Origin of the sequence: Thalassospira profundimaris (assembly GCF_003326795.1) — a bacterium.
Lineage (GTDB): Bacteria > Pseudomonadota > Alphaproteobacteria > Rhodospirillales > Thalassospiraceae > Thalassospira > Thalassospira profundimaris_C.
In genome coordinates, this window is the sequence record NZ_JPWI01000021.1 from 26004 (window position 1) to 46855 (window position 20852).

At 52.6% G+C, this 20852-nt stretch carries 21 protein-coding genes; 9 read left to right on the forward strand and 12 right to left on the reverse strand.

Going from position 1 to position 20852, the window contains the following annotated elements:
* Window positions 1–74: 74 nt before the first annotated feature.
* Window positions 75–878 (reverse strand): IclR family transcriptional regulator domain-containing protein, encoded by an 804-nt coding sequence (locus tag TH30_RS21290; RefSeq protein ID WP_114100100.1) that lies wholly within the window; start codon window positions 876–878, stop codon window positions 75–77.
* A 215-nt stretch (window positions 879–1093) separates the two neighbouring features.
* On the opposite strand from TH30_RS21290, the gene TH30_RS21295 reads away from it, so the two are divergent.
* From TH30_RS21295 to TH30_RS21335, 9 genes are all read left to right on the forward strand, one after another.
* Window positions 1094–1903, forward strand: a complete 810-nt coding sequence (locus tag TH30_RS21295) for a citryl-CoA lyase (protein ID WP_114100101.1) — start codon at window positions 1094–1096, stop codon at window positions 1901–1903.
* 1 nt (window position 1904) lies between these two features.
* Window positions 1905–3041: a CaiB/BaiF CoA transferase family protein gene (locus tag TH30_RS21300; RefSeq protein ID WP_114100102.1), complete on the forward strand. Its 1137-nt coding sequence runs from the start codon at window positions 1905–1907 to the stop codon at window positions 3039–3041.
* 56 nt (window positions 3042–3097) lie between these two features.
* Window positions 3098–3502 carry a YciI family protein gene (locus tag TH30_RS21305; protein ID WP_114100103.1) on the forward strand — a complete coding sequence of 135 codons (405 nt, stop codon included), beginning with the start codon at window positions 3098–3100 and terminating at the stop codon, window positions 3500–3502.
* 81 nt (window positions 3503–3583) lie between these two features.
* Entirely contained in the window at window positions 3584–4678 is a 1095-nt protein-coding gene (locus TH30_RS21310; RefSeq protein WP_114100104.1) for a C4-dicarboxylate TRAP transporter substrate-binding protein, read from the forward strand.
* Between the two features lie 75 nt (window positions 4679–4753).
* On the forward strand, window positions 4754–5281 hold the full coding sequence (locus TH30_RS21315; protein WP_114100105.1) for a TRAP transporter small permease subunit: 528 nt from the start codon (window positions 4754–4756) through the stop codon (window positions 5279–5281).
* Complete coding sequence (locus TH30_RS21320) at window positions 5278–6600, forward strand: TRAP transporter large permease (protein ID WP_114100106.1); 1323 nt, start codon at window positions 5278–5280, stop codon at window positions 6598–6600. The genes TH30_RS21315 and TH30_RS21320 overlap by 4 nt, the downstream gene beginning before the upstream one ends.
* Before the next feature lie 47 nt (window positions 6601–6647).
* Entirely contained in the window at window positions 6648–7187 is a 540-nt protein-coding gene (locus TH30_RS21325) for an NADPH-dependent FMN reductase (RefSeq protein ID WP_114100107.1), read from the forward strand.
* 207 nt (window positions 7188–7394) lie between these two features.
* On the forward strand, window positions 7395–8264 hold the full coding sequence (locus tag TH30_RS21330) for a dioxygenase family protein (protein WP_114100108.1): 870 nt from the start codon (window positions 7395–7397) through the stop codon (window positions 8262–8264).
* 117 nt (window positions 8265–8381) lie between these two features.
* The gene (locus TH30_RS21335) at window positions 8382–9803 is read left to right on the forward strand and encodes an amidohydrolase family protein (protein WP_220150355.1); all 1422 of its coding nucleotides are present in this window, start codon (window positions 8382–8384) and stop codon (window positions 9801–9803) included.
* A 542-nt stretch (window positions 9804–10345) separates the two neighbouring features.
* Here the strand turns inward: TH30_RS21335 and TH30_RS21340 are convergent.
* The 11 genes from TH30_RS21340 to TH30_RS21390 all read right to left on the reverse strand — a co-directional run bounded on the left by TH30_RS21340 (window position 10346) and on the right by TH30_RS21390 (window position 20590).
* A complete protein-coding gene (locus tag TH30_RS21340; protein WP_114100110.1) occupies window positions 10346–11257 on the reverse strand; it encodes a flagellin in 912 nt (303 codons plus the stop codon).
* A 12-nt stretch (window positions 11258–11269) separates the two neighbouring features.
* Window positions 11270–12991 (reverse strand): flagellar hook-associated protein FlgK, encoded by a 1722-nt coding sequence (flgK, locus tag TH30_RS21345; RefSeq protein WP_114100111.1) that lies wholly within the window; start codon window positions 12989–12991, stop codon window positions 11270–11272.
* A 55-nt stretch (window positions 12992–13046) separates the two neighbouring features.
* Window positions 13047–13487 carry a hypothetical protein gene (locus tag TH30_RS21350; protein WP_114100112.1) on the reverse strand — a complete coding sequence of 147 codons (441 nt, stop codon included), beginning with the start codon at window positions 13485–13487 and terminating at the stop codon, window positions 13047–13049.
* 12 nt (window positions 13488–13499) lie between these two features.
* Window positions 13500–14795: a flagellar hook protein FlgE gene (gene flgE, locus TH30_RS21355; protein ID WP_114100113.1), complete on the reverse strand. Its 1296-nt coding sequence runs from the start codon at window positions 14793–14795 to the stop codon at window positions 13500–13502.
* A gap of 17 nt (window positions 14796–14812) precedes the next feature.
* Complete coding sequence (locus tag TH30_RS21360) at window positions 14813–15508, reverse strand: flagellar hook assembly protein FlgD (RefSeq protein ID WP_114100114.1); 696 nt, start codon at window positions 15506–15508, stop codon at window positions 14813–14815.
* Between the two features lie 140 nt (window positions 15509–15648).
* Window positions 15649–16146, reverse strand: coding sequence for a periplasmic heavy metal sensor (locus tag TH30_RS21365; RefSeq protein ID WP_114100115.1), 498 nt, complete (start codon window positions 16144–16146; stop codon window positions 15649–15651).
* The gene (locus TH30_RS21370) at window positions 16143–16868 is read right to left on the reverse strand and encodes a hypothetical protein (protein WP_147252110.1); all 726 of its coding nucleotides are present in this window, start codon (window positions 16866–16868) and stop codon (window positions 16143–16145) included. The genes TH30_RS21365 and TH30_RS21370 overlap by 4 nt, the downstream gene beginning before the upstream one ends.
* A 63-nt stretch (window positions 16869–16931) precedes the next feature.
* Complete coding sequence (locus TH30_RS21375; RefSeq protein WP_147252112.1) at window positions 16932–17543, reverse strand: sigma-70 family RNA polymerase sigma factor; 612 nt, start codon at window positions 17541–17543, stop codon at window positions 16932–16934.
* 7 nt (window positions 17544–17550) lie between these two features.
* Window positions 17551–18045: a flagellar protein FliS gene (locus TH30_RS21380; RefSeq protein ID WP_147252114.1), complete on the reverse strand. Its 495-nt coding sequence runs from the start codon at window positions 18043–18045 to the stop codon at window positions 17551–17553.
* On the reverse strand, window positions 18008–19696 hold the full coding sequence (fliD, locus tag TH30_RS21385) for a flagellar filament capping protein FliD (RefSeq protein WP_114100119.1): 1689 nt from the start codon (window positions 19694–19696) through the stop codon (window positions 18008–18010). The genes TH30_RS21380 and fliD overlap by 38 nt, the downstream gene beginning before the upstream one ends.
* A gap of 78 nt (window positions 19697–19774) precedes the next feature.
* A complete protein-coding gene (locus tag TH30_RS21390; RefSeq protein ID WP_114100120.1) occupies window positions 19775–20590 on the reverse strand; it encodes a flagellin in 816 nt (271 codons plus the stop codon).
* Window positions 20591–20852: the final 262 nt, after the last annotated feature.

Below are 20852 nucleotides of genomic sequence, written 5' to 3' on the forward strand. Positions count from 1 at the left end.
ACCGCACAATCGCAGTGCGGCCAAGCCGGGAAGCTTTGCCGATCCCTTCCCCTAATGCTCAAGCCCCTAAGTGCTCAAGCGCCAATAATTGCTTCGAAAATCGGGTTCTTGTACAGAGACTGCGAAATGCGCGATGCCGCCAGGCGCAATTCTTGAAGTCGCTCTTCGACAAGCTGGTCGGCAGTCACCATGCCAGAATATCCCGATGAATTAAGAGCCGCGATAGTACGCCCACTACTGCCCCGGATTGGAACTGACAAGGCAGTGATGCCGTAATCAAGCTGGTCTACAGTTGTCGACCAGGCTTGTTCGCGGACCTTCTCTATTGCATCGCGCAGCGCTTCCTTGTCGATAACTGTCTTGCTGGTCAAAGCCACGGGGGTCATTTCCGCAAGCCACGTCTCGAACTTGTCTGGCTCCATACCAGCCAGCAGCACCCTGCCCATTGAAGTTGCATGTGCCGGGTATCGTGCACCGACAACCGCAGAAGCCCGTCGCGCCCGCTGTGTCGAGAAATGAGCGATATAAATCACATCAAATCCATCAAGCGTGGCTACCGATGACGCATCGCCAAATGTCTCGACAATATGGCGCAATTCATGCTGCAGCATTTCGTCGATATGCGCCGAGAAATAGAAAGCGGAACCCAGGCTCATGACCTTGGGGCGCAGATGGAAGCGCTTGTTTGTCTGACCGACATAGCCAAGATGCGACAACGTGATCAGACTGCGCCGTGCTGCTGCCGGAGACAGGTCAACGCGTCGCGCGATTTCGCTGAGTGTCATCTCATTGTGGTTGGCATCAAAGCTCTCGAGAACAGCAAGTCCCTTTGCAAGAGCCTCGACAAACTCTGATGGCCGTTCGACTTCGTCAGTCATACAATTCTCCTGTTCCAACCTGAGCATATGTTGCCATCATTTCGGCGGGCCTGGCCTCTTGCGGGCCATGTCAGCGCACTCACGTATCTATCAAATTTTTCGGCTAGCGAAAACACATTGCAGTTGGTCTTGAGCTCTCGCTCTTGACTCTGAATTGTTTACCACGTTATCTTCGCTGTGAGAAATAATTTTCGCTATACGAAAAGGCTACCAAAATGAGAATAGGTAAGCAAGACCAGCCATTCACAGCGATTGCCACCTCAGATGCAGACAGCATCACTGTTCGTGGCTTCGATCTGTGTGATGAGCTGATCGGGAACGTCGACCTCACAGAATATTTCTGGCTGCTGGTGACCGGTGAACAACCAAATCAGTTTCAAAAGGCGATGATGAATGCCTGCCTCATCGCGATCGCCGAACACGGACTGGTCCCAAGCGTTCAGGCGGCAAGAATGACATTGGCCGCTGCCCCGGAAGCATGGCAGGGCGCAATGGCCGCCGGAATTCTTGGTATGGGCAGTGTGGTTGCCGGAAGCTCCGAGATCGCGGGCAACTATATCGTTTCGGTTCTCGCAGACAGCAAAGAGCCGGGTCAGACAATCGAAACTGCTGCGACCTCGAGCCTGAATGAACTAAAGAGTGCACGCAAAAAAGTACCGGGCCTTGGCCATCCGCAGCACAGTTCTGGCGATCCACGCGCAAACAAATTGCTGGCACTTGCAGAAGAGTACGGTTTGGTTGGCGATCACATCAAAACACTCAGAACAATTGCAGCAATCGCGCCCGATGTGATGGGCCGTCCACTGCCGATCAACGTGTCCGGGGCCATTCCGGCCTGCATGCTTGACGCAGGCTGGCCAGCCGAGGCGATGAAGGCCGTGCCGTTGCTGGCGCGCACAGCAGGCCTCGCGGCTCATCTGTTTGAAGAATCCGCCCGGTCAATCGGCTTTGTAATGTCGCATCACGCCGACCTTGCCATTTCTTATGACGGCCCATCACCGGCAGCCAAGCAGGAGACAAAATAGCATGGCAAAGATGCTGGAACACATCCGTGTCGTCGAAATGGGAACCTATATCACCGGTCCGGCAGCAAGCATGCATCTTGCAGACCTGGGGGCTGATGTCATCAAGGTCGAAAGGCCGGAAACCGGCGATCCGTTCCGCGCTTTCAAGGGCGGGCTGTATTCACCACATTTCCAGACCTATAACCGCAACAAACGCTCAATCGCGCTTGATACCAGAACACCAGATGATCTGGAGACATTCTATAAACTGATCGAAAGCGCTGATGTTTTCATTCAGAACTTCCGCCCGGGCGTTGCTGAAAAACTTGGTGCCGGTGAAGACGCTTTGCGCAAACGCAACCCGGGCCTGATCTATTGTGCGATTTCGGGGTTTGGGCAAGATGGCCCGGCACGCGACCGCCCTGCATTCGATACTGTCGCACAGGCTGCCAGTGGCTTTTTACGTCTGGTAACACCGCCCAAAAACCCGCGCGTCATTGGTCCGGCGATTGCCGATGCCATCACGGGGCAATATGCCTCCCTGGGTATTCTCGCGGCACTTTTGGCCCGCAAGCCTGGCGTAGATGGTGCGCGCCTTGATATCTCGATGCTCGAAGCAATGAGCCATTTCAACCTTGATAGCTTCACCCACTATTTCAGTGAAGGCGAGGTTATGGGGCCGCTGTCACGCCCAGTCGTCTCACAGTCCTACACCTTTGAATGCGCCGACGGGAAATGGGTTGCAATCCACCTGTCATCGCCAACCAAGTTCTGGGACGGGTTGCTTGCTGCAACCGGAATGGAACAGCTCAATGACGATCCGCGCTTCAGCGATCGAATGGCGCGCATTGCTCATCAGGATGACCTGATCGACGTCTTCACACCTGTATTCAAAGGCCGGGAACGTGATTTCTGGTGCGATCAGCTGCGTGACAATGAAGTTCCGCATTCACCAGCCTATGACGCAGACGAAGCCCTTGATGACCCGCAGGCCATTCATCTAAATCTGTCGGTCTCAGCCACCCATCCGACAATGGGCAACTTCACAACTGTCCGCGCCCCCTACAACTTCAATCGAACACCCGATCTTGATGTTCTGCCGCCACCCGTCCTTGACGAGCACGGGGACGCAATTCGCGCTGAACTGAAAAACAGCTAATCCCGCACAGAACGGGAAAACGCAATAACAGAACGCCCAATCAGAGGAGGCAACACATGACTGAAGCAGCAGAGCAGGATGCCCTCCTGCGCGCAGATGTCGAGGCCGCAAGCAGCGCCATGCTGCAAAAACAGCTTTTTGTTGTTTTTACCGAACCGGTCAATGGCATGGATCCGGTGATGGAAAATCTCGAAGACCATCTTGCATTTCAGATGTCCCTGGAAAATGAAGGCATCCTTTGGTCCGCGGGTCCGCTTTGGACGGATGATGAAACCAGGTGGGCCGGCGAAGGCATGGTCGTGATCCGCGCAGAGAACCTCAAACACGCGACCGAGATTGCAAAGCGTGATCCGATGCATCAGCGCGGCGCAAGACGTTTTCGCATTCGCCCCTGGATGATCAATGAAGGTCGCCTCACGGTGAAGCTGGACATGTCCAGCCAGACTTTTTCCCTCGTTTAATCGGGGGATGGGCAAACCTGTCATCTGTGACCGGCCTGCCGGAACTACATTGCCAGACATAACCATAAAGGGAGGAAAACTATGAAAGGCATGTTTAACGCACTGAAAGTGGCCGGGGCGATGACGCTCTCGTCCATCGTATTTACGACTGTCTCGAATGCGCAGGAAACCGTTCCGCTTACGGTGGCATCCAGTCACCCGACCGTAATCCCGTGGATTGGCATGATCCAGACCCATTTCATGAAGGAAACCGACCGTATCCTTGCTGAAAGCGGGAACTACAAAATCGACTGGAACGAAGCGTTTGGCGGCCAGCTTTACAAAGCCAATGCGACGCTAACGTCGGTTGAACAGGGTATTACCGATATCGGCTGGGTATTTTCATACCTTGAAGGCGCGAAAATGCCGCTTAGTCAGGTGACCGGATATACGCCCTTCTCCACCAATAATGTCCCCGCCCAGCTCAATACGATGACCGACCTTTTTGACAAGGTTCCGGCATTCCGTGAAGAGTGGGAACAATACAATCTTGTATTCCTCGGTGCGACCGGTGCGGACAGCTATGACCTCTACACCAAAGAGCCGATCAACGATCTTGCGACCCTTGACGGAATGAAGATCTCTGCACCTGGCGTCCTTGGAACATGGTTGCGCGGCGTCAATGCCAACGCAGTTGATGGCGCACTCACCACGTTCTACACCGATATTCAGACCGGTGTATCAGACGGCGTTCTGTCCCTCGCACTCGGTGTTCTGCCGACAAAAATCTATGAAGTCGCGCCCTATATCACGCGTGTAAATGCGGGTGTGGTTTTCTCGGGTGGATTGGCAATTAACCGGGACAGCTGGGACGGACTGCCTGAGGAAGTTCAAAATGCCCTGCTTGCTGCCGGAGACTTCTATTCGAAAGCACATGCCCAGGACCTGATGGAACGTCACGAGCTTGCGCTCAACAAAATCATCGAATTGGGTGCAAACCAGACCCCGCCCGTCACGCTTACGGTCATGCCGGAAGACCAGCGCCAACAGTGGGTCGACAACCTTCCCGATATTGCCGGTGAATGGGTCGAAGCAGGTAAGGCGCGCGGATTGCCCGCCCGTGAAATGCTGTCCGCATACATGCAGGGCTTGCGCGATCGTGGCGAAGAACCGGCACGCGACTGGGACGCCCAATAAAAACAGAGAGACCGAATAATCCACAATGTCAGGGACTGTTAAGACGCGGTCCCTGCATTGCTGGAGGAGGAAAATATGACAAACACGATAGCACGCCTCTGGACCCTTGTGGTGGATGGCATTGCCGTTCTGGGGACGATTATGATTGGTGTGCTGATGCTCATCATTTGTAGCGACGTTGTCGCGCGCAATCTGCTGGGGTCTTCACTGCCACTGGTATCAGAGCTCGGCGCTCTTACTCTGGTGATGATTGTGTTCCTGCAGCTTGGCACGACGGTGCGTCATGCGCGCCTTTCGCGTACAGAATTCATTGATCACATACTCAATATATTTCATCCGGGTGGAGCTGCATTGCTGATTGCGCTGTTCGACATCGTCGCAGGTGTAATGTGCTCTATCATGGCGATGTCAACATGGGACATCTTCATCAAGGATCTGTCCAAAGCCGAATTTATCGGCATTGTCGGTGTCGCAACCCTGCCGACCTGGCCGTTTCGCCTGCTGATCCTTGTCGGCATCTCTGTTGCTGCACTCCAGTTCTTTATTCAATCAGTAACAAATGTCCGAAACGGCCTTCAGGCCGGCAAAGGAGAAGCGTCATGACAGGCGTCGAGATCGGTCTCATTGCCATTGCTGCACTCATTTTTCTCATTTGCCTGGGCATGCCGATTGGCGTGGGAATGCTGCTTGTCTCCTTTGTCGGAGTCAGCTTTATCCGTAACGACATTGTCGCCTATCGAATGATTGGCTCCGTCGCCAATGACAGTCTGCGCGAATACCTGTTTGCGGTTGTACCGCTGTTTGTGCTGATGGGGTTACTGGTCACAGTTTCTGGTATCGGCAAAGATACATTCGACGTGTTTGAGAGGATGCTTAAAAGGGTTCTTGGCGGACTGGGAATTGCGACTGTATTTGCCAATGCGGTCTTTGCCTCTATCACGGGGGTATCTATCGCCTCGGCATCTGTTTTCTCCCGGGTTGCGGTGCCTGAAATGGCCCGTCACGGGTATACACGAAAGTTTGCAACTGGCGTGGTCGCCGGCAGCTCCGTTCTTGGCATGCTGATCCCGCCATCCCTGTTGTTGATCGTCTATGCGGTCCTTGCAGAAGAATCTGTCGGAAGGATGTTCCTTGCGGGCATCGGGCCGGGGCTTCTGCTGGCGGTTATGTTCTCCCTGACCATCCTGATCCTGGCCTTCACAAAGAAGTCGTTTGTCTTTGAGAATGCCGAAGGTTCCAGTTTCTCGGCACAGGACACAGCCTGGGGTGCCAGCGGCGTGGCAAAACGCATTTTGCCGATCCTGTGCCTGATGGTTCTTGTCCTTGGCGGATTATATGGCGGCTTCCTTAATCCGACCGAAGCCGGCGCTGTCGGGGCATGCGGCGCACTTGTCATTGCACTGCTGCGTCGTACCCTTTCAGGAAAAATCTTTTGGGATCTTCTGGTCGAGGCCGGGCAGATCACCGTGTCGGTTCTGTTCCTGATCATGGCAGCAACCTTCTTTAGCCGAATGCTGGCCATGTCCGGGCTGCCATCCCTGCTGGCAGACTGGATGTTGTCTGGGCCAATTGGTCCTTACGGCTTCCTTGCCCTGTTCCTTTTACTGGTCATTCTGCTCGGCTGCCTGATTGATTCGATTTCGATCATGTTGATCGTTCTGCCAATCGCAATCCCGGTTGCAACCGAGGCGGGATTTGACCTGATCTGGTTTGGCATTCTGACGGTTGTCGCCGTCGAGATCGGTTTGCTGACGCCACCATTTGGACTTTCGGTCTACACGATCAAAACCGCCCTGAGACAAAACGATTTGAAAGTTGGCGAGATATTCCGGGGCTCGACCCCGTTCTTTCTGGCGATGGTGGCATCACTGTTTGTACTTGCTGCCATTCCGGAAATCTCGACCTGGCTTGCACGCCTCTGACACCGGTTTGCTTTCGAGCAACTTCAACGACCACAGGATTACACACAATGACCCAACTGCTTTTTATCTCCGGAAGCTTGAGACAGGATTCTTCCTCTACTGCTTTGCTTCGCGCACTTGAGCAGAGGATAAAATCTGTCCCCGCCGTGACGGATGTGACCTATGCAGACATTGGGGCGCTGCCACACTACAACGCCGACCGGGCAATGAACGAGGAGATCCGGAACCTTGTCGATGCAATTGCAACGGCCGATGGTGTGGTAATCGCAACACCGGAATATAATTTCAGTATCCCCGGGGTTTTAAAGAATGCCATCGACTGGGCTTCACGACCTGCCTACCAGTCCGTGTTCAAGGGTAAACCGGTTTTCGTTCTTTCCGTTTCCGGCGGTGCACTTGGCGGGGTACGGGCGCAAGGCCACCTGAAATACATCCTCAACGGGATGCTTGCAGAAGTATTTCCCTGGCAGGAAATTGTTGTGCCTGCGGCACCAAAGAAACTGATCGAGGGAACGTTTGAAGATCAGGCCGTCCTTGATTTTGCGACGGAAGGCCTGGTGGCCTTCCTTTCCCGGCTGAATTCGTAAACCAGTCACCCCTGTGCCTGTCAAAACACATGCGGACTTTATCGCAAGAAATACCACCCGAAGCAAATGGCAGATTTTCGTAATGCGAAATTATTTTCCCTTGACGAAGAATTTGGGTGCCATATCGTTTCAGCAGAAACTCTGTAGAACAAATTATCGAAGGCCTTTGCATTCACAAGCAATGAGACGGCTTTCAGGGAGAGAAAAATGTCAGATGTGAACCAGTTCAATATCACCGAGGCCGTAAAGGACTCATTCAAGACCGAGCCGGGCAGTCGCTTTGAACAGTTACTTCATGGTTTGATCGAACACCTGCATGACTACACACGCGAAATGAACATCACCCACGATGAGTGGATGAAAGTTCTTACGTTCCTGTATGACTGCGGGAAAATCTCAACGCCAGAACGCCAGGAATTCATTCTTCTGTCCGACGTGCTTGGCTTCTCGGCTTTGGTCGATATGCTCAATACCCGTGGCGGCGCAACCGAGGGCTCCAACCTTGGCCCGTTCTATCTTGATGATGCAGAAAACATGCCGCTTGGCTGTGACATTGCAGGCGATCGCAGCGGCGCCATCGTTCTGGTCCATGGCAAGGTCACTGACATTCTCCATCACCCCTTATCAGGGGCAGTCATCGACACCTGGCAGGCGGATGCATCCGGAACCTATCCGATTCAGGAACAAGAACACGGTCAGGACAAATACGACCTGCGGGCCAAGCTGAAAACAGACTCAGAGGGCCGCTATTACTACACGACGGTTTTGCCAAAACCCTACACAGTTCCTTATGACGGTCCGGTTGGCGAGTTGCTCCGTGCGGGAAATCGTCACGCATGGCGCGCGGCACATCTCCACTACATTATCCGCCATCCGGGCATGCACACCGTGACCACCGAGGTCTTCTTCGAAAACACCGAATATCTTGGAAACGACGCGGTCTTCGGTGTCCGCAAATCCTTGATCGGCAAAGTGGTTCCGGCATCAAAGGTTGACCTTTCCAGTTTCGATCTTGCGCGCAAACCCGATGCCGTCATCGAGTATGACTTCGTGATGGCGCCAGACAATAACGCGTAACCAGGATGCTGCGCGCCAGCAGATCAGCCGGGGAAACTTCGACCAATACAAAAATATCGGGAAGGAAATGTTATGTGCAGACTGTGTGTGAATAAACCAGCCGCTGAACCATGCCCCTTGAATTTTGACTTTGACCGAAGTACGCCCCCGCTTGATCCGCTGCCACGCGGTGCCGGAGAAAAAGAACGTCAGGTTCTGATCAGGAACGCTGTTATCCTTAGTATGGATGAAGAGACCGGCAACTTTGTCTCCGGTTCGATTTTGATCGAAGGCTCCAAAATCATTGCCGTTGACAACGAGATTGATGCACCGGATGCAGAAGTCATTGATGCATCCGGGAAAATTGTCATGCCGGGATTTGTCGATACGCATCACCATCAATTTGAAACGGCTTTGCGCGGGCAGCTGGCCCACGCCGTACTGATGAATGACGGACGACCGGTCAACAAATCCAACTACTACGAAACCATCCTTCAAAACTTCTCGATGCATTACCAACCGGAAGATGTTTTCATCAATGAGTTGTTTGGTGGCCTCGCACAGCTTGATGCCGGTGTGACCACTGTAATGGATGTTAGCCAGATCCATCACAGCCCCGAACATTCCGATGCAGCGATCGAGGGCCTTCAGGCCGCGGGTCGACGGGGTGTTTTCGGATATTTCGAGGGGTGGGGTGATCGTGCACAATATCCCCGGGATGCCAAACGTATCAGGGATCAGTACTTCAATTCTGACGACCAGTTAACCACCATGGTGATGGGCGGCGAAATCTATCTGCCCGGTTACGAGGAAGCTTGGAAAATCGGCCGTGATCTTGGTCTTCCGATTGCCTTGCATGTTGTGGGCACTTTCGGCATGCAGGAAACCTTCGACACCCTTGCCAAAGATGGATGGTTCGGACCGGACAACATCTTCATTCATATGACAGGGATGTCCGATTATGCATGGAAGGTTGCTGCAGATGCCGGATCGCACGTCTCGTTGTCAGTGCCCATTGAAATGCATATGCGCCATGGAACGCCACCAATTCAGCAGGCGCTTGACCTTGGCATGGACATCTCGTTGTCGACCGATGTTGAATGCACCATGACAGCCGACTTCTTCACCCAGATGCGCTCAATGATTACGTTGCAACGAATGTTTGCCAACGACATGGCGCTGTCTGGCAAAGAATATCCGGACCTTCTTCAGTGTATGGACACGCTCTATCACGCAACCATGGGCGGGGCAAAAGGGCTAAAACTTGATCACCGCATTGGCAGCCTGAAACCTGGCAAGGAGGCTGACATCATCATGCTTGATGCCAATGCCCTCAACGTTGCGCCACTGAACAATGCAGCCGGCGCCGTTGTTACATTGATGGAGCGCAGCAACGTTGACACCGTCATGGTTGCAGGCAAGATCCGGAAGTGGCAAGGCAAACTGGTTGGCGCTGATCTGGCAAGCCTTCGTAAAAACCTCGAAGCAAGCCGGGACAGATTGTTCTCCGCCGCAGGCATTGAGAAAAACATACTCGCAATCCAGGATCACGTTCAGTGATCGGAGTGAGACGTTTTAGCTGGCAAGAAGCAAAAGGCGCAGCCTGAGGCAGCATTGCTTCTCCAAAGAATTTTGCAATACCCCCGCAAAACTGCGATCTGATCTTCACATCAGGTCGCAGTTTTTCTGCTCCGGCTCCGGCTCCGGCTCCAGCTTGATCAACCCAAAACACATCCGGACGAAATTGCACGCCCCAACCCCGAATTATGACAATTCGGGTGGCTGGTCCGTCAGGTTAATTTCATGTGGGAAGAATGAGAGGCAATGGAGCAGTGAATACGCTCTGTAAACACAGCTGTCACGTGCCACAAAAGATGACATTCGACATGCAGAGAAATCAACCAATTGGCATTTCCGATTGCCAGATAAGTTGACATCAATTGACACACAAGCTGACAAAATTTTAAATCGCTTGATAGGTTGACGCTGCCCTTACATGGCGCAATAGCAGCGAAATAACAATCTACCTAGTCAATGATCTAATTGAGATTCCTGCTCAACAATACGGTTAGCTCACAAATGAGCTCAGAGCAGAAAACGCTCTAACGCAAATAATCAAACAATGACAGATCAGTCATCTGCGCTGTCACAGAGTAGGATGCTTCGAGCTGCATCGACAGTGTTTCAAGTCTAACGACTGCCTCGGCAATATCTACATCTGTCAGATTGCTGACAGTGGATTCAGCTGTAAGCTGAAAATCGGTATGCATGTCGATGATATTTTCCAGCTTGTCCTGGGTATAGGAAACCTGATTTTGCAGCTCTGCGATCCCTGCAACGGCTGCTTCCAGAAGTTCGGAAGCCTCCTGCAATGACACTTCGTCAACTGGATCGGTAGAGGCATATGCCGCAAGGTTGAGAGCACGCAAAGCATTCTCAAATGTTTCATTATCTGCCGCTATGCCGTACTCAACTGTCGTACCATCCGCAACTTTTGCTGACGCGATATCATTATTACCGGAGTAATATGACGTATCTGACGTTGTCGGACTTGTTTTGGCGGGATAGGTCGCAGCACTAACGTCAACAGGTTCGCTATCAGTTGCCGAACCAGCATATATGTAGCGTCCTTCATACTCTGTATTTAGCAAGGATGCGAAGGTTTCCAAGGCGGCTGCAGCGGACTGTGCGATGCCATATGAGTTCTCCGTACCGGTACTCAGGCCAGCAGAAATATCGGCAGTCATGTCGGTCAGAACATCTACCATGTCATTTAGGGTCGAATAGTAAACCTCGACACGCCCCTGAATTTCCTCGGCGATACCGGCATAGGCCGACGCTTCGGAAATTTCCGCACTCAGCGTGGCAATGACATAGGAATTGTCGGCTACCCCGGCATAGGAATCCGCCTTCAAGCCGGAACTTGATTGATCGGTTGCTTCGGCCAGTTGTGACTGAACCGAACGGATTTGGCTAAGCATGTTTTGCTGCATCGCGGCTGTGGAAACGCGCATTTCTTTGATCCCTTACCTGACCGCTTCAAGCAATGTGTCCATCAACGACTGGGTAATTTCCAGAATCGCTGCGGCGGCCTCATAGGCACTTTCAAGATTGCTCAGCGTGAGCGCCTCTTCGTCGGTGTTCACGCCATATTGGTTGGAAAAGCTTTCGACCAGTTCGGCATAGGCGCTGCTGGCAACACTGGCCTCGGTTTCCGCACTTGATGCCTGCTGGGCCACGTCTGACAGAATTTCGGCAGCGTAGTCAGATAAGGTGGTCTTGGTTGATCCAAGATCACCCGCGGCATCAAAGCTGATATTTTCGTCAAATAATGCGGCAAGGGATCCGGCAATATCGGAACTTCCCGACGAGATCACGCTGTCACCCACCGCAAGCAATGCCTGATCAGAACCTGTTCCAACCGGCAATTTGCTGGTGTCGGCAAGCCAGGCAGAATTGACCGAAATATTGCCGGCATCCGTTCCGGTAAACATATCATTCAGGCCGAAATAATCGGAAAAACCCTGTTCGTCGGTACCGACACTGGCATCCATATTGATGATCGAAACACCGTAATCATCATCGGATGTCGCAATCTTAAGGGTGCCATCACTGCCAATCGACGCCGTCAGATAGGTCGATCCATTGATCGCATCCACAAGGTCCTGCACGCTGGTAATGGTCGAAAGATCAATCTCGACTACTTCGACCGCTTTGCCGTCTTTGTCGATTGCAGCAAGCCTGACAGTTCCGGTACCGGAAAACGCATCGGTCAAATCCGTTTCAACCGAGCTGACCAGTTCGCTGGGTGCCGGATAGGCAGTACCCAGATTGGTCACCGCATTGATGCTGTCCATCAGGGTGGTCGCAAGGTTATCAAGTTCCTCCTGAATGTCGGGCAGGGTTTCATCACGCAGTTCAATCAAGCCACCCAGTGTCCCGCCGGAAATACTGTCCATCACCGATTGGCCATTGACCGTGACGTCGGCAAAAGTCGTATCGGCAGTAACCGTTCCCACCGCGTTATAGGACAGCTCCTGCGCCTGACTGCCAACCACCAGCGTCCCGCCGATATAAATCTGGGTCGTATTCGAGGAATCGGTGTAGTAACTGATATCCACATGAGCAGAGAGCTCGTTGACTGCCTGTGTGCGGGCGTCCTGAAGTTCGCTGGTCGAAAGTGTGGTACCGTCCGTCCCGCTCAGTTGATTGTTATAGGACTGAATTTCATTAAGAAGATCGTTGATCTGATCAATCGTATCTTCAATCGACTGATCTGCACTTGCGCGCTGATCCTGTACTGATTGTGACAGGTTGTTCAGCTCCTCTGCAATCGCATTGGCTTCGCTCAGCGTGGTCGATTTTGCTGACTGGCTATCCGAACTCACGGCCAATGCCGCAATCGCGGTTTCAAGGTCTGTAATCAGGGTCGATATCGCCCCATCATCGCCCACATCTCCGAACTGGGTCGCAACCATGCCCAGCGGGTCACTGAAGACCGCAGCATAACCACTTTCCGATGCAGCTTCGCTGATTGATTTTAACAGATAGCTATCAACGGTCGACCCGACCGATGTCACGGTCACGCCTGTAGCCGATCCGGTAGTTACACTGCTGGCAAGACTAATAGACTTTGCGGTGTAACCTTCGACTGACGCATTAGCGATGTTTTCCGAAGACACACTGATCCCGGCCTGGCTGGTCTGCAAGGCACTGAGCGCAGAAGATTGAGCAGCACGGATCGACATGGGTTTGACCTATCGGATCTGATCGGATGAAAAAACGTGCAGAAGGATCACTGCGTTAAATCTTCATGCTAAGGATCTTCTGTTTCGCCTTGCCACGCAGATCGCCACGCCGGTTATAGGATGTTGATCCGTCCGCCGCCGTTGCCGCCCAACCGGCACGAATGCGTTTCAGGCACGCTTCGCGTTTTGCCTTAAGGCGCACATTGTTGCGATCAAGCTTTTCGCGCAGGGTTTTGACCATTTCAAAATCGACGATAAAACCGGCATGGGGCATCCCGGCCTTGGCTTTGCGCTGAAGGGAGAGTTCGGCATGGAGTTCTTCTTCGAGAACGTTTTTCTCGAACGTGATATCAGGCAACAGATCATATTGCGCCTGATCAAGGATGCGCCATTCCACATCCAGAAGGTTGATCAGGCGATCCACGATGTCTCTGATCTTGTCATCATCCCGCGGCACCGCCAGTTCCGACGGAGTGGTTGCAGTCAGTACATTCATGTCAGCCTCGCCTTAGTTCACCGATGAAATTAGGGTGTCGTACATGTCGCTGGTGGTCGAAATGACCTGTGCGGCCGCCGAATAGGCCTGCTGTGCGACAATCATTTTTGAAAACTGGGTCGTTGTATCGACAGTCGAGCTTTCAAGCGAGTAATCGGCAATCGTTCCGGTACCGCCATCACCCGGTGTTTTCAGGACATAGGTACCCGAAGTGTTGCTTTCCTTGTAAACGGTGTCGCTATAGGCAGTCAGCCCGTCAGCATTGGCAAAATCGGCCAGAACGATCTGATAGACCGGTTCGCTGACACCATTGTCATAGGTCACCGAAACAACACCGTCGTCAGAGATCGAAATTTCAGAAATCTCGGAATAGTTCGATCCATTCTGATCGACGGAATAAAGCGTCATCTCGCCATCGTTGTCGTCTGACGCATATTGCTGCAAACCGTCATTGTCACCAGCCGTCCCCAGACCGGTCACGATCGAGCTATCAGATGCGCCGGTTGTCCAGCCGGTAATGGTCAGGGTAGCACTGTCAGTAACATCCGTACCGCCAGCGTCCTCGATGGATGCAAGTTCGCCATCCGAGTTAAAAGTAATGGTCAGGGGGCCACCCGATGACGTACCGGTTGTTGTCGTTCCATCCGATGTCAAAACCGGATCTGAGTAATCAAGTTCCCACTCGTTGGCTGCCGTTTTAGTGAACTCGTAAGTGACAGTGTGACTGGTGCCCAGACTGTCAAAGACTTCAACATCAATTGAGAAGGTATCACCCACCGCGGCATCCGCCGGGAGGTTCGCCACAATCGAGGTCTCGGTTGTGGCCTCCGCAGTCCCGGTCAGGTTTTCCAGATTGATCGTGGTAAGTGCGGATGTGCTGGTCGGCACAGTCCCGGTTTCAGGATCACCATCAGAATTAAGCGCATAGCCCATCAGATAGTAGCCTGAACTGTTCACAAGGTTCCCGTCGGAATCAGCCGAGAAATCACCCGCACGCGTGTAATAGGTGTCACCATTTCCATCTGTCACGACGAAATAGCCATCACCTGAAATTGCAAGGCTGGTGGCCGTATCATCCGCTTCAAGCAGACCCTGAGCCGAAATATTGGTCAGGGTTGATGTGGTCACACCGTTGGAATAGCCTTGGGTGGTCGAACCCGGCGTGGTCACCAGTGATGAAAATGACGCAGTGCTATCCTTGTAACCGACCGTCTCGCTGTTTGCGATGTTGCCCGATATAATGCCAAGCGAAGTTGATTGTGCATTCAGACCCAAAACGGCGGAATTCAGTGCGCTACTCAAGCTCATGGTTTTTATCCTTTGTTTCAGGAAACTGTTTGCGTGCCCTGCACGTCCGAGATCGAAACATCGACCCCGTTCACATACAGGACGGCTTCGTCACCGGTCAGGTCGAGTGCCGACACCACCCCGGTCATCAGGATTTCGGAATCAACGGAATTGCCAACTGAATCCACCGCGCTGACGGACAGGGTGTATGTCCCCGACGTCAGGGTTTCACCGGCATCAGAGGTGCCATCCCAGATGAAATTGTTGCTGCCTTCTGAACCGGTTTCGGTTGTCTCATAGACAACATTCCCGTCTTCGTCGGTCACCGTGACAGTTACGCTCGTCGCATCGTCTTCAAGAACGTAGTACCACTCGGCTTCACCGTTCTCGAGCGGAGCCGTATCGCCCAGTGCCACAACATCCGTCCCAAGATAAGCCTGAGCAGCACTGTCATCGACAACCCCCTGCAGGGCCGAAAGCGACTCTGAAAGGTTGGACAGAAGCGTGTTGTTTTGTTCCGCCAGTTCAAGCTGCTCAAACGTTGCCAACTGATCGGTGATGTCCGACACGTCTTCAGGGTCGGTCGGATCCTGATTTTCAAGCGTCGTCAAAAGCAACGTCATATAGGTTTCATAGGTCGAGCTGTCGCTCGTTGTCGATGACGATGCGCTGCTGCTCGACGTGCTGGTAGAGGACGTCAGGCTGTCATATGTCAGGCCGCTGAGGAAACTCATCACCAACTCCAGGAAAGAACATGTTTAAGGCTTCTATGTTCTTTGCACGGGGGTGTTGGCGAAAACTGGCGCAGAAAGTTCCAGTTGTCTTGAAATAAAAAAGGGGATGCTGATGCATCCCCTAATTTCTTGATGGTTGCCTAGTGGCGTGGCGGCGGCACATCTCCCGGAGCTATAAAGACCATTTGTCTGCGGTCTTCCGGCGATAGTTTGACTGCCGCATTTGCCATATGCCCCAGAACAGTACGCAAGTCTTCTCCGATTGCGTCCTGAAGTGCTATATAGGTCGCGTGGATATCTGCCTCTGATGCGTCTGGGCGAGCAAGTGTATGACGGAGTTGTTCTGTCAGAAGACGCGGGCTTGGACGACTGCGGATATCTTCAATGACGTCGGTAAACTCGGCATCAAAAATGGCTTTGCCCTCATCACTCAGACGACTGCGCACGTTTTTGAGCATTCTTATTCCTGGCGGCTCATCATCAAAACCTTGCGGCGGGGGCGGTGGCATAAAGGAATGGAACATCTGAAAACCGCTGACCATGTTGCCGACAAGCGCGCCAACCAGAAACAGGTTCAAGGCAAGCGAAGCCCACATCAACCTTCGCATGGTCGACACGCGATGAAACTCAAAGCTCATTGCGGTTGTTCCCCTTGCGCAGGACGGATTTCGGAAAATCCGGGGGGCACTACCCCTTGGTTTTTGCTTTGGCCTGAGCCTTGATTCGCAGTCATCGGGTCAACCGCATACAGGTGGTTTTCAACAAGATCAAGAAGCTCGATTTCGCCAGCCTGGGCGGTCACGTGCTGACCCTCCTGTACCGTCATCATCACGCCAAATACAAATCCGGCCAGCACACATACGGCCATTCCAACACCGGAAAACATCCGACGACCGACAATATGCAAGGCACCATTGGCACGTCCGCTATATTTTGCGCTATCCAAGGTGAGTGCCGAATGAACCGGCGATTTCGCAAATTGGGTTGGATAGGTTTTGCGTACCGGGCTTTCACCTGTTGGCGCGGCACTTGTCATTGCGAGATGGGCCCGTGATCTCGGCCGGTTATCAATGGCCAAACTCGACAGGCTTTCGGCGGCGGATGCCGCTACACTGGCATCAAGTTGCTTGTTTTCTTCTGCTTCAATCGCGGCAAAGATGTCATCAATCGCCTTGTGCTTGCCCATCGGCAACGGATCATCCGCAAGGAAATCTTCGACAGAGCGCAGCGAACGCAGCAATTCTGCTGCCTGCGCATCCTGTGCGATCAGAACGTTTGCATCGCGACGCAATGCCTCAGGCCAGGACGCCAAGTCCCAACCATACTGATCCAATAATTCTTCGAAACGTTCGATTGTCACAGCACACCGCTTTTTCATAGGACGAACATACCTGTTCGAACAGAACGTAAAACTAATCGTATATCAGACCGTTTTCAACTCTTCACGCAAGCGCTTTCGGGCTCGTTTCAGCAGAGATTCCATAGCATTGACCGAAACTCCCATAATAGAGGCAGCTTCCTGATTGGACAATTCACGGTCATAAAACAAATTAATGGCAATTTGTTGTTGGTCCGATAATTTTTTTATTGCCGCCCGCAACCGTTTGAATTCCTGATGCTGGGCCAGTCGATCTACCGCCGACATCGCCCCGTCAGGAACTTCATCAAGTTCGGCACCATCTACAAATTGCGGTTTGCGTTTGATGTCGATCACCCGGTTCATGGCAACCCGGTACAACCATGTTTTAAAGGTTGCCCCGCCATCCGCCCGCCATTTATCCCGATGCAGCCACACACGAACAAAAACATCCTGTGCCACATCTTCGGCGTCACCACCGGTCAGCCCCATACGTCGGGCAATCCCGATAATGCCGCGATAATAGCGCTCGACGATCACGCGATAGGCGCGCTTTTCGCCCTGAACCATACGCGCAACAAGGCTGTTATCGTCCAGATCGTTCAGAACTTCATTGGCTGATACGATCTCTGACGTATCAGAGCTTGTCGACACTGCTCCGCGAAGACCTACACTCAAATGCCCCTCACAACACTGTTCCGATCATCGTCTGCCCTGATTGGGCCTGAACAGTCCTGCCTGGATCGACTTTCGAGAATTTTTCCCATTCGCGCGCAAGTTCTTGCAGGTTGCGGTCAACGACCTCGTAACGTTCCTCCATGGAAGCGTCCCTGCGATTACGTGCAAGCAATTTAATCATTCTGGCGTAAAAGGCAAAGAGATCTCGTGAAAGTTCCGGCGCCGTTCTCGGGGCGACACAAGCCTGCAACGCTTTCAGTCGTGTTACGACAATCGCTTTTTCCCGGCTTTCCAGGTCGAATTTATTTTCGCCGCGATATTTGAGTGCCGCGCGCAAATGCTGACGGGTTCGCGTGATTGCAATTGTCATCATTGCGACGGGTGAAGTCGTGCGCAAAGCGTTGTTATACTGGGCACTTGCCCCGGCAAAACGGTATGCCTGCTGCGACGCCATTGCTGTATTATTAGTCATCATCACCCCACAAGGCTTCAAGTTGTTCACGCAAAAGCTGCAGCTGATAGAGCTTGGTTTCGATTGCAGAATAGCGTTCCGTCAATTTGGCCGCGTATTCCTCGGCATCCGTGGTGATCTCCTCAACCTCGTCCTCAAGATTACCAACCTGCTCTTCCAGACGCTCAAGACGATTGGCGATCAAGCCCTCCGAGCTGTCGGTATACTTGTCCAGCGACGTGGCCAGATCATAGGCAAGGCCGCTGGTAATCGTGACTTCAACGCTTTGCGATGTGTCGCCGCCAAAGAACAGTGTCACGCCCTCATAGGTGCTGCCTTTAACCCCGACCAGTTTGTTGTCACTGATGGTAAACAGGCTGTCATCACCATTGACACTGGCCGATGTGATATTGCCGTCGGCATCCGTGACAATATCAATCGTAAAGGTTCCGGCATAAGAACCGTCTGCCTCGGAAACCAGAAGCTCGTCTGAATCCGTTGATCCGGAATAGGAAAACAGATCGGCAACCGCGTCAAAGTCCGACACAAGGGCTTCTTCGAGCGCCTCTTCGTCAATGACCAGATAGTTGCTTTCATCAAGTGTGATGCCAATTGACGCCAGTGATGCATAGGTATCACTGCCACTGGTAAAGCCCAGAACGTCATAAACGTCTGAGGATACTGAACTTAAAAGTCTGTCACCGAAAAGAACTGCGTCCTCATCGGCTCCTTCGCCGGCTTCATAAGCCTGGTTGGTAATGATGAAGCTGCGCAATTCGTTATAGGCATCAACAAAGGCCTCAATCGCGCTATAGGCCGAACTGGCATCCTCATCGATTTCCAGCTTGATCTCGGTGTCTGCTTCCTCGGCATAGAGATACAGCGTCACGCCATCAATAACGTCATCGACCGTATTGCTGCTGCGCGTAACTACGACGCCATCAATCGAAAAGATCGCCTGATCTGCCGCCACCAGTTCATTGGAATAGGAACCGTCGGCTCCAATAAAACCAAGGGCCTGTGCAAGGGTCGTATCGGCGCCATCGATATCAAATGTGATTTCCTGTCCGGTATCAACCGCGGACAGAACCAGCATATATTCGTCGTCGGAAATCTGAAGGACGCTTGCGCTCACCCCGGTTGTCGATTTCTGATCATTGATGGCGTCTGCAATATCATCAAGCGACATGTCAGCGGAAATCTCGATATTGACTGCTTCATAATCGTCACCGGCAACCAGACTGATCGTCCCGCTAAGCGACATCGCTGTCGTGCTGTCTGTGGTGGTGTCACCGCCCAGTTTGTGGGCGGATGCAAGCTGTGTTATTTCAATGGCATAACTGCCGGTAGCGGCGGTATCATCGACCAGAACGCCGACAACATCTGATGCGTCGATATTGGCATCAGATGACGAAAGATAGGCAGACTTGCCGACCCAGACATCATCGCGCGAACTGTCAAGTTCGGTCTGCGCGGTCAGTTCCTCGGCGGCATCTTCCAGCGCCTCAAGCAGAGTCTGAAGATCTTCAAAGGCGGCAATTTCAAGTTCGACTTCATCGATTTCGGTCTCGACAGTGTCGGCGACCTCCATCTTGGCATCATAGGCATCCTGAACCAGCTCGGCGGTATCAAGATCGGTCAGGCCGGAAACATAGGATGAAGAGGCATAACTCGACGACGTTGCAGAATTGATGGTCGACATGTGCTCCTCCCTTTTTCATCCGTTAAAAAGTTCAGGGCCATCCGGGGGCTCTCAAACACCGGATGGCCCTGTCACGAGTTAGCTCAGCAGACGCGAAAGCTTCTCGAGATTCTCATTGGATACTGACAAGGCCTGAATGGCAGAATCCATCTTCACGCCCAGTTCGGTCTGATCCGCACTGAGCTGGGCAATATCTGCGTCCATATAAACGCTCATTGCTGATTCGAGGTTGGTCTGCGCCGTTTCGATATTGCCCGCGGCGTAATCAAAACGGGACATCAACGCGCCGACAGATGCACGACCGGCAGAAACCAGTTCAATTGCAGCTTCGATCTCGCCAAGCGCAGTAGTTGCGTTGGCCGATGTGTCAACCCCGGTGGCAACCGCAAGGCCGGTGGTGTCAAATGCCTGGGAAAGCGTCACATCAATGGCAGCCGCAGCAGAGTCAGCAGACACGGTGAAGCTTTCATCATACGTGCCATCCAGAAGCGAGGTATCGAAATAGGTCGTCGACGCTACGATGGAATCAATCTGGCTCATCAATTCCGTGTATTCGTCATCAAGATAAGCGCGCTCTGTATCGGTAACCGAACCCGATGACGCCTGCGATGCCAATTCATACATGCGTTCGAGAATATCCGCGATTTCCGACAAACCACCGTCGGCAGTTTCAAGGATTGCCGTTGCAACCTCAGCGTTATCACCAGCCTGTTCCCAAGCAGCATAGTCAACCGACATTGCAGTATAAACCGCAAGGCCCGCTGCATCGTCAGATGCAGAGTTGATCGATTTACCACTCGACATTGCTGTCAGGACAGACGTCATCTCATCAGTGGTCTTGTTGAGATTCGACACCGCAAGGGTGGCCGACATATTTGTGTTGATGCTCGCCATTTGTCATTCTCCTATGTGGACTTCTCTGTTGACATACCTGCCAACACGCCCCGGAAAAGGGCTGATACAAAGTCACACGGGAGTAGCCAGAAAAACTGGCTGTGTTTTTTTCATTTTTTTTTGAGCGGGCAACCCAAAACCTGACTATCCAATTGTCCAGAAACAATTTTCTCTTGAATTTGACTTAGTTCAGGACCAACAGACGGCCTCATAACCCCGAGTTATGACAACTCGGGTAGCTGGTCCGTCAGGTTAATTTCAT

Coding starts and splice junctions, on each gene's coding strand:
- TH30_RS21290 (WP_114100100.1), bottom strand. CDS start 878: ATGACTGACGAAGTCGAACGGCCATCAGAGTTTGTCGAGGCTCTTGCA.
- TH30_RS21295 (WP_114100101.1), top strand. CDS start 1,094: ATGAGAATAGGTAAGCAAGACCAGCCATTCACAGCGATTGCCACCTCA.
- TH30_RS21300 (WP_114100102.1), top strand. CDS start 1,905: ATGGCAAAGATGCTGGAACACATCCGTGTCGTCGAAATGGGAACCTAT.
- TH30_RS21305 (WP_114100103.1), top strand. CDS start 3,098: ATGACTGAAGCAGCAGAGCAGGATGCCCTCCTGCGCGCAGATGTCGAG.
- TH30_RS21310 (WP_114100104.1), top strand. CDS start 3,584: ATGAAAGGCATGTTTAACGCACTGAAAGTGGCCGGGGCGATGACGCTC.
- TH30_RS21315 (WP_114100105.1), top strand. CDS start 4,754: ATGACAAACACGATAGCACGCCTCTGGACCCTTGTGGTGGATGGCATT.
- TH30_RS21320 (WP_114100106.1), top strand. CDS start 5,278: ATGACAGGCGTCGAGATCGGTCTCATTGCCATTGCTGCACTCATTTTT.
- TH30_RS21325 (WP_114100107.1), top strand. CDS start 6,648: ATGACCCAACTGCTTTTTATCTCCGGAAGCTTGAGACAGGATTCTTCC.
- TH30_RS21330 (WP_114100108.1), top strand. CDS start 7,395: ATGTCAGATGTGAACCAGTTCAATATCACCGAGGCCGTAAAGGACTCA.
- TH30_RS21340 (WP_114100110.1), bottom strand. CDS start 11,257: ATGCGCGTTTCCACAGCCGCGATGCAGCAAAACATGCTTAGCCAAATC.
- flgK (WP_114100111.1), bottom strand. CDS start 12,991: ATGTCGATCCGTGCTGCTCAATCTTCTGCGCTCAGTGCCTTGCAGACC.
- TH30_RS21350 (WP_114100112.1), bottom strand. CDS start 13,487: ATGAATGTACTGACTGCAACCACTCCGTCGGAACTGGCGGTGCCGCGG.
- flgE (WP_114100113.1), bottom strand. CDS start 14,795: ATGAGCTTGAGTAGCGCACTGAATTCCGCCGTTTTGGGTCTGAATGCA.
- TH30_RS21360 (WP_114100114.1), bottom strand. CDS start 15,508: ATGAGTTTCCTCAGCGGCCTGACATATGACAGCCTGACGTCCTCTACC.
- TH30_RS21365 (WP_114100115.1), bottom strand. CDS start 16,146: ATGAGCTTTGAGTTTCATCGCGTGTCGACCATGCGAAGGTTGATGTGG.
- fliD (WP_114100119.1), bottom strand. CDS start 19,696: ATGTCGACCATCAATTCTGCAACGTCGTCGAGTTATGCCTCTTCATCC.
- TH30_RS21390 (WP_114100120.1), bottom strand. CDS start 20,590: ATGGCGAGCATCAACACAAATATGTCGGCCACCCTTGCGGTGTCGAAT.